At 49.6% G+C, this 8,708-nt stretch carries 9 protein-coding genes; 1 reads left to right on the top strand and 8 read right to left on the bottom strand.

The annotated features are described in order from the left end of the window. Nucleotides 1-408: GGDEF domain-containing protein (locus tag CAG64_RS12920; RefSeq protein ID WP_161489318.1), on the top strand; the 408-nt coding region annotated here is incomplete at its 5' end. Here CAG64_RS12920 and cobB read toward each other — a convergent pair. The 8 genes from cobB to CAG64_RS12880 all read right to left on the bottom strand — a co-directional run bounded on the left by cobB (nt 405) and on the right by CAG64_RS12880 (nt 8,699). Further along, the gene (gene cobB / locus CAG64_RS12915) at nt 405-1,142 is read right to left on the bottom strand and encodes a Sir2 family NAD+-dependent deacetylase (RefSeq protein WP_021703283.1); all 738 of its coding nucleotides are present in this window, start codon (nt 1,140-1,142) and stop codon (nt 405-407) included. The two genes, CAG64_RS12920 and cobB, sit on opposite strands and share 4 nt — an antisense overlap. 158 nt (nt 1,143-1,300) lie before the next feature. Further along, nucleotides 1,301-2,518, bottom strand: a complete 1,218-nt coding sequence (locus tag CAG64_RS12910; RefSeq protein ID WP_161489022.1) for an ammonium transporter — start codon at nt 2,516-2,518, stop codon at nt 1,301-1,303. A 330-nt stretch (nt 2,519-2,848) separates the two neighbouring features. Continuing rightward, the gene (locus CAG64_RS12905) at nt 2,849-3,265 is read right to left on the bottom strand and encodes a hypothetical protein (protein WP_021703285.1); all 417 of its coding nucleotides are present in this window, start codon (nt 3,263-3,265) and stop codon (nt 2,849-2,851) included. Continuing rightward, nucleotides 3,249-4,307, bottom strand: a complete 1,059-nt coding sequence (locus CAG64_RS12900) for a formate dehydrogenase subunit gamma (RefSeq protein WP_161489021.1) — start codon at nt 4,305-4,307, stop codon at nt 3,249-3,251. The genes CAG64_RS12905 and CAG64_RS12900 overlap by 17 nt, the downstream gene beginning before the upstream one ends. A 14-nt stretch (nt 4,308-4,321) precedes the next feature. Then, the gene (fdh3B, locus tag CAG64_RS12895) at nt 4,322-4,930 is read right to left on the bottom strand and encodes a formate dehydrogenase FDH3 subunit beta (RefSeq protein WP_021703287.1); all 609 of its coding nucleotides are present in this window, start codon (nt 4,928-4,930) and stop codon (nt 4,322-4,324) included. Nucleotides 4,931-4,941: 11 nt separating this feature from the next. After that, nucleotides 4,942-7,797 (bottom strand): formate dehydrogenase subunit alpha, encoded by a 2,856-nt coding sequence (locus CAG64_RS12890; protein WP_161489020.1) that lies wholly within the window; start codon nt 7,795-7,797, stop codon nt 4,942-4,944. An 11-nt stretch (nt 7,798-7,808) separates the two neighbouring features. Further along, the gene (locus CAG64_RS12885) at nt 7,809-8,006 is read right to left on the bottom strand and encodes a twin-arginine translocation signal domain-containing protein (protein ID WP_161453498.1); all 198 of its coding nucleotides are present in this window, start codon (nt 8,004-8,006) and stop codon (nt 7,809-7,811) included. Nucleotides 8,007-8,063: 57 nt separating this feature from the next. Next, complete coding sequence (locus CAG64_RS12880; protein ID WP_443084073.1) at nt 8,064-8,699, bottom strand: TorD/DmsD family molecular chaperone; 636 nt, start codon at nt 8,697-8,699, stop codon at nt 8,064-8,066. Nucleotides 8,700-8,708 lie beyond the last annotated feature (9 nt).

Raw genomic sequence — 8,708 nt, 5'->3', positions numbered from 1 at the left:
ACGTCAGATGAGCTTACCGGGCTGAAAAATCGCAAGTTACTGACGTCGATACCACTTCGCCAATATGATCTGGTTTATATGGACTTAGACAGCCTCAAGCTCATTAACGACACCTCCGGGCATGCTGAAGGTGATCGGGCTTTGATTCATTTCTCACAAACACTTAAAGAAAACCTAGGCTCTGATGAACAAGCTTTTCGTTTGGGGGGTGATGAATTTATTGTGGTGGTGGCTCGCGGCCGTGGGCAGGCATTCGTCGGCCAGATTGAACAAACGCTCAGGTGCGGGCATCTGGCGTTCAGCTATGGCATTGCAGCCGGAGAAAAACATAACCTGCATCAGGCGATCAAACGCGCTGATGAGGCCATGTATCAAATGAAGCATGCTCGCCGTATGACATCGGTTTAGGCATGTTGTTGTATTGGGTCTTGCAGTGACAGGATTTCCTCAACCAGTTTAGGAACTTCGATGCTGGCCTTGCCATAACGCTTTTCTTCGAACTCACTTTCTACAGCACTCGGCTCAAGGTTGATTTCTATCGTGTGGGCGCCATGCATTCGCGCGTCATGAACAAATCCAGCCGCGGGATACACTACGCCGGACGTGCCTATAGAAATAAACAAATCCGCTTCTTCCAACGATGAGTATATCTCCCCCATTCTAAGCGGCATTTCACCAAACCAAACAACATGAGGCCTCATCTGTGCTGGCATCTGACAACAATGGCATAAATCTCCGGTATGAATGTCATCGTTGTGCTCGACCACTTGATTAGATTCACTGCAACGGGCTTTAAGTAATTCACCATGCATGTGAATCACGTGTGTGCTGCCGCCTCGCTCGTGTAGATTGTCGATGTTCTGGGTGATGACGGTGACTTTACCCTGTAACTCTTTTTCCAGTTTACCCAGAGCAATATGCGCCGCGTTTGGGTGGATGGTGTCACTTTGTAAGTTACGTCGGCGCTGATTATAAAAATCCTGAACCAAGTCGGGGTTCCGTTCAAACCCCTCGGGTGTCGCGACGTCTTCGATTCGGTGGTTTTCCCACAGACCATCCTGAGCGCGGAAAGTTTGTATCCCCGACTCTGCTGAAATGCCGGCGCCAGTCAACACGACAATGTTTCGATATGGGAATTTCATGCTACTTCCTTCAACCGTAATAATACATCTAGACTAACACTGTTCGAATAACATCAGAAGTGATACGGATTAGACCATGGTCTAACGCACGGCATGTTTTAAACACCATCCCAGATGGTGGAAATGTAAGGATCAGCGAGCGCCGCTCCTAATTAATGTTAGTCTTCGTTGACTGAGGAGATTTTATGGATTGCCAGATCGGCGCCATTAAATTCGTCCTCTTCTGAAAGCCTCAGTCCGCACAACTTGTTGAGTAATCCGTACACCAAATAAGCGCCTGATACAGCGATCACAATGCCTGCCACTGTACCCAGCACTTGTACCGTGAGACTTACGCCTCCGAGACCGCCTAAAGCTTGCTGACCGAAGACTCCAGCCGCAATTCCTCCCCACGCTCCGCAAACACCGTGCAGAGGCCACACACCGAGTACGTCATCGATTTTTGTTTTTTGCAAATAAGTGAACAGGTAAACAAACAGCGCGCCTGCTATGGATCCGGTGAGCAATGCGCCGAGCGGATGCATCAGGTCCGATCCAGCACAGACCGCGACCAGTCCAGCCAAAGGACCATTATGAATAAAGCCCGGGTCGTTCTTGCCAGCGATCAATGAAGCGATGATGCCGCCCACCATAGCCATCAAGGAGTTCATTGCCACCAAGCCACTGATCCCATTCAGTGTTTGTGCGGACATAACGTTAAAACCAAACCAACCCACACATAGAATCCAGGCACCAAGTGCCAGAAACGGAATATTCGACGGGGCGAAGTTGGTGTGTTTACCTGCCCGAATGCGTCCTTTACGCATACCGAGGAAACTGACCGCAACGAGGGCAATCCAGCCTCCGACTCCGTGCACTACCACTGAGCCGGCGAAATCGTGAAATCCAGCGCCAAACGTTGATTCGAACCATGTCTGTAGGCCAAAGTTACCGTTCCAGATGATGCCTTCAAACAATGGATAAACCAATCCGACCGTAAAAAACGTAGCAATCAAAATGGGATAGAATCGCGCTCGCTCAGCGATACCTCCCGAGACAATCGCCGGGATCGCTGCGGCAAATGTGAGTAGGAAGAAGAACTTCACCAACTGATAGCCGTTATCCTGAGATAAGGTCTGTGCATCAGCAAAAAAATCTGCCCCATAAGCCACCCAATAACCGATAAAAAAATAAGCGATTGCAGAGACGCCAAAATCCGCCAGAATTTTTACCAGCGCGTTTACCTGATTTTTTCGTCGGACGGTCCCTACTTCCAAAAAAGCAAAACCAGCGTGCATCAGAAACACCATAATGGCTCCAAGCAGCAAAAATAAGGTATCTGAACTTTGGGTCAGGGTTTGAACGGCGCCCTGTACCGGACTGACAGTCTCGTTCATTGATTCAATTCTCCATGTCGTGTAGCGCACTTTACCTGTGCGACATTGTTTTTATTTTCACCAAATTGGTGAGTTTATTTACAAAAGTGTCAACACAGCAAAATGCGTTCCAGTTTATTTTAAATAAGGAAAACAAGAAGAACTTGAAAACAAAACTATAAAAATCATGAAGATAAAAATAAGTTCGCATGCGCATGTTTCAAGTTGATAGTGACTTCAACAAGCGAAATGCGCACTATTTAGGTGAGGCTGCACCATATCGATGCGCATAATCATGGTTCAAAAAAGCCCCGAATCGTGCCGGGGCTAAGTGTCGTGCGCCGATTTGGTTCAAAGATTCGGGCCGGTTGAAGGGGTGTGAGCAATGTTGGCTCTGAGTTGTTGCATCCCCTGCACCATGCGGACGATCCACAACAATATGGCTCCTGCAGCGATCACCATGCCAACATAAGGAATAAAACGCGCGACGGAATCGATCAGTGAGTTTCTGTACCAGTAATCGTGAACGCCAACCAGCAATCCGTTCGATGTCGCCACCGTGACCAGAAGGACAACGAAAAAGGTCAAGTTAAGAAAAAAACTGCGAATCAGACCATAATAGTGCGAGTTCACTACTTCGGAGTCTTCCCCTTTATCCAGTCGGTAGCCAGCGTACACGATGGCGATCACGCCGGAAATAAGGCAAGTAAATGGCGTCAGAAGACTCAAGATGTACGCAACCCAGATACCGCTATGATGTTTGTTCATTGCCGCGAACCCCTCCCTTAGCGTTTTGGCTGGCCACGTCGGAATTGGTCGTAGGCTCCCCGTTTTTGACCTCTTCATACCACAAGTCGTGATGCTCCTTAGCCCAGGTTTCGTCAACGTCACCAGTGACCATCCCTTCTAAAGCGCCTTCCATACCAAACAAACCAATGTAAATGTGGAAGATAAAACCACAGATCAGAATCAATGCCGAGACCATATGGACCAGATTAGAAAACTCCATATCGCGCCGGGTTTGGCCAAAAATTGGGAAATCAAGGCTCAGTCCACTGGCTGCAGCGACCGCTCCAAAGATGATCAATAGCCAATAAATGGCTTTTTCACCACCATTCGAGAAGCCCGCAGATGGGTGGGTACCTTTATGCTTGCCAGCCATTCCGCCCAATTTCTTAAACCACTGTACATCGGTTTTGTTGAACAGTGACTTTCGCCACCATTTAAGCAGAACGCACATTAACAAGATAAAAAACAGCGGGCCAATGTAGTTATGGTATTGCTTGGCTGAATATACGATATAACCCCAGAGCTCAGTGGGAATGTAAGGTTTCAAGAAATGTTTTCCGTAAACCAGCATAAGGCCACTGAAGGCTAATGTCAGGAAGGTAAAGGCCATACTCCAGTGCAGCGCCCTGTCGAGGCGTGACCAGCGTGTAATCTTTTTCCCGGTACGCGGTTTGCTCAGCATCAATGGGCCGACAACAACGTACGCCAGCACCACCAGAGCAATGCTGCCAAAAATGGCGACAGCGCCCGCCGGAGACATCCACTTTTCCTTGAGAATGTACCAAGTCTCACCTGGCTTGCTGATCAAAACGCCATGCTCAGGAGAGGTTGAGGTTGTGTATCCCTCTTGCCCTTCACGCAACTGCCGCCAATAATCGGCTCCCGCAAGTTGAGTTATCTCGCGTTGAGCGACGTCCGAAGAAGCAGGTTCTTCGGCAGAGGCTGGCGTGACAAAGGCGAGCAACAGCGCTGTCATTATCGACAGCACTGTCAGAGATACGCGTTTGAAACGTTGCAACATATCTCTTTCCACCATTAGCTCTTGGTTGCGTCATAAGACAGATCTTCACCGTCGGTCCATCCGGCATTTTTCGCTCCACGTTCAACAACGCGCTGACGGAAAATATCGGATACTTTTTCGGCATCGCCGGCGAGCAGTGCTTTGGTCGAACACAGCGAAGCGCACATAGGCAGTTTTCCCTCTGCAATCCGGTTAGCACCGTACTTCAGGCGCTCTTCTTCAGAACCAGGTTCAGTTTCAGGGCCGCCTGCACAGAAGGTACATTTGTCCATTTTGCCCCGTTCACCGAATGCGGTTTGTTTCGGGAACTGCGGTGCACCAAATGGACAGGCAAACAGACAATAACCGCAACCAATACACAAATCCTTGTTGTGCAACACAATGCCATCTTCTGTGTGCTCGAAACAATCGGCCGGACACACCGCCATGCATGGCGCATCGGTGCAATGCATACACGCGACCGAGATAGAGTTTTCTCCCGGTTCACCGTCGTTTAAGGTGACAACGCGGCGACGCTGAATGCCCCATTCAAGTGCATCGTCGTTTTCATTTTTACATGCCGTGACACAGCCATTACATTCGATACAGCGTTTGGTGTCACATAGAAATTTCATTCGTGCCATGTGGAGGCTCCTTACGCTTTACGAATGTTACACAGGGTGACTTTGGTTTCCTGCATCTGCGTTGTTGGGTCATAACCATAAGTGGTCGCAATGTTAGCTGAATCACCAATCACATAGGGATCGCTGCCCTCCGGGTATTTATGACGCAGATCTTCGCCTTCAAACTTACCGCCAAAGTGGAATGGGATGAACGCCATCCCCGGTTTGACGCGGCGGGTGACCATGGCTTTCACATGAATTCGGCCTTTCTCAGCCCCTTCAACCCACACCATCTCACCATCTTTAAAGCCGAGATCGTTGGCATCCTTTGGATTTACTTCAACAAACATCTCTTGTTGAAGTTCTGCCAGCCAAGGGTTGGAGCGCGTTTCATCACCACCACCTTCGTATTCCACCAAACGACCAGAAGTCAGAATAATCGGATACTCTTTTGATTTGTCCTGATCCTGAATCGACTTATAAAGCGTTGGCAGACGATAGATCGATTCCGCATCATCCCAGGTTGGGTAATCCGCGACCAAGTCACGTCGGGGCGTATACAAAGGCTCTCTGTGCAGTGGCACTCGATCTGGGAAGGTCCAGACAATTGCCCGTGCTTTGGCGTTACCAAATGGAATGCAGCCATGCTTAATCGCGACACGTTGGATACCACCGGACAGATCCGTTTTCCAGTTTTTGCCTTCTGCCGCTTGCTTCTCTTCTGCAGTCAGATCATCCCACCATCCCAAGTGTTTTAGCATCTTGTCGCTAAATTCAGGATAGCCGTCCTGGATTTCACAACCGGCCGAGTAACTGTCTTCCGCCAGTAGGTTTTTGCCTTCAAACTCGACCCCGAATCGGGCCCGGAAGTTGCCGCCACCCTGAGCGACCGTTTTCGATGTGTCGTACAAGATATGCGTGCCCGGGTGCTTCATTTCGGGTGTGCCCCAACAAGGCCATGGCAGACCGTAGGTGTCTCCGTTGACAGGCCCACCTTCAGCTTCCAGAGAAGTTTTATGGAAGGTATGCCAGTTTTGTTGGTGTGCTTTGAGACGCTCCGGACTTTGACCTGTGTAGCCAATGGTCCACATGCCACGGTTGAATTCACGGGTGATGTCTTCAATGACCGGCTGGTTGTTCTTCACTTCAATGTGCTTGAACAATTGTTCGGCAAAACCCAGTTTTTTACTCAGCAGATACATGATTTCGTGGTCCGGCTTAGAATCAAACAGAGGTTCGATGACCTGATCACGCCACTGCAGCGAGCGGTTGGATGCTGTAACACTGCCGTAGGTTTCAAACTGAGTCGTTGCAGGTAACAAGTAGACCCCATCGGTGCGGTCGTTCATGACCGCTGCAACCGTAGGATAAGGGTCGACAATCACCATCATATCCAGCTTCTGCATCGCTTTTTTCATCTCAACGCCACGGGTCTGCGAGTTAACCGCATGGCCCCAGTAGAACATGGCGCGGATATTGTCGTTCTGCTCGATATTGCCTTTGTCTTCAAGAACACCATCAATCCAGCGTGAGACCGGAATACCCATATTGTTCATTGGCTTGGTGCCGCGGTACTCTTTTTGATCAAAACGGTCTTTGATCCAATCGAAGTCGATATCCCACACGCCTGCCCAGTGTTTCCAGGAGCCGTCAGCCAGCCCGTAATAGCCCGGTAAGGTATGTGACAGTACGCCAAGATCTGTTGCCCCTTGTACGTTATCGTGCCCGCGGAAGATGTTGGCACCACCGCCGGATTTGCCAAGGTTCCCCAGGGCCAGCTCCAGTACGCAGTATGCCCGGGTATTGTTGTTCCCTGTGGTATGCTGAGTTCCGCCCATACACCAGACCACACAACCTGGACGATTCTCTGACAGGATTTTCGCGGTTTGGTAAACATCCTGCTCACTGATGCCGGTAACACGCTCGACTTCTGCGGGTGTCCATTTCGCGACTTCAGCACGAATTTCATCCATACCAAATACACGCTGGCGGATGAACTCTTTGTCTTCCCACTGATTTTTAAAGACGTGCCACAAAATGCCCCAGATGAAAGCGACATCTGTACCAGGGCGCAGAGACACATAAAAATCTGATTTTGCAGCCGTGCGCGTTCGGCGAGGATCTGCCACCACGATCTTACATCGACTTTTCTCTTTGGCGATCAGAATATGCTGCATCGCCACTGGGTGCGCTTCCGCCGGATTTGAACCGATAAAAAGAATCGATTTGCAGTTATGCATATCATTGAACGAATTGGTCATCGCACCGTAACCCCAGGTATTGGCAACCCCGGCTACAGTGGTCGAGTGACAAATACGTGCTTGATGGTCAACGTTATTGGTGCCCCACAGCGAAGCCATTTTACGAAACAGATAAGCTTGCTCATTACTGTGTTTGGCGCTGCCTAGCCAATACACGGAATCCGGTCCGGACTCTTTGCGGATATCCAGCACTTTATCGCCGATTTCGTTGATTGCCTCTTCCCACGACAACTGTTTCCATTTGCCGTTTTCAAGCTTCATCGGGTACTTGAGGCGACGTTCACCATGACCATGCTCACGCAAAGCCGCACCTTTGGCGCAGTGGCCACCAGCATTAAACGGATGATCAAATGCCGGCTCTTGCCCTGTCCAAACACCGTTCTGCACTTCGGCGTATATGCCGCACCCTACCGAACAGTGTGAGCAGATTGTGCGCTTCACTTCCGTTTTGGCATCAGGATCCACCGTTTTCGCCTGGGCTTTTTTGATCATGCCCGGGGTAAATAAACTGGCGCCAACCACAGCTCCGCCAGCCGCAATCGAAGAGTTTCTCATAAATGTGCGGCGGCTGATCCCGAGTTGATTTTGCTCTTTCGACACATTGTCGGAGCGTTTAATCAGTTTCATCTGTTCACTCCTTACAACGAGTCGTAGTAGTCACGAATGTGTTGAGTTTCGTGATAACCGGTTTTTTTTACTTCCGTTTTCGGCGCTTCAACTTCTGACGCTGTAGCTACTTTGGCTGTTCCAGCGACAACTGCACCAGCGACCGCGGCAGTCGTGAAGCCCTTGAGAAGATCTCGGCGGCTTTCGTTGATTTCACTTTTCTTTTTCATGGATTGCTTCCTTACCCAAAGGTAGTTCCGGATGCTGGTGCATCTCTTATCGACGTCCTATTGCAGTGAGTCAGTCACATTTTTTACGTCAATTTTTGATTTGTTTCTTGAGCTGGCGATGTTTTCGCTAAAACGCACGGCTTCCAGGTTAAAAAACGCGTCAGCCAACTCAGCGACGGCCCGATAAAAATCAGCGCTTTGCGCCTCTTTCATCTGTCCGATCAGTTTGTGAGTCCAAGGCGAAAGATGCTTATTAAAAAACGCCTGTTGCAGAGTCGCATCGTGGTCATCGGTCATCAAAGCCATGACTTCACACAATGCGGCGATATGATCTTCGGGCTCTTTCACATCAGCTTCACGCTCAAAGCCTAGCTGCACCAAATCATGTCGTATTTCTGCCAGCGGCTTCTCCATCAGTGAGCCCGTCAGATGCCATGAGGCAAAAGGCACAACCTCTCCACGGCCGATACCGATAAACAATGACTGGTACTCATCTTCTAATGCTTGTTGAGAGGTGTTACTCGCGGCGTGTTTCAGTGTTAACCAGGCTTTTTGCATGTTGCTTTGCTCGGCTTCGATATCAAGAGTGGCCAGAAAATCAATCACGGCCTCGTTTGGAGCCTGGCGGAAAAGCGAAGCCAGCATCAGATAAATTTCCCGATGTAGCGTCTGGTTATCTGTTGGTATATCCACGAAACGCTC

It is taken from the genome of Vibrio sp. V38_P2S17PM301 (genome assembly GCF_009904845.1).
GTDB lineage: Bacteria > Pseudomonadota > Gammaproteobacteria > Enterobacterales > Vibrionaceae > Vibrio > Vibrio proteolyticus.
Note: the sequence above shows the minus strand (reverse complement) of the source record. Positions and strands in the feature narration are given on the sequence as shown.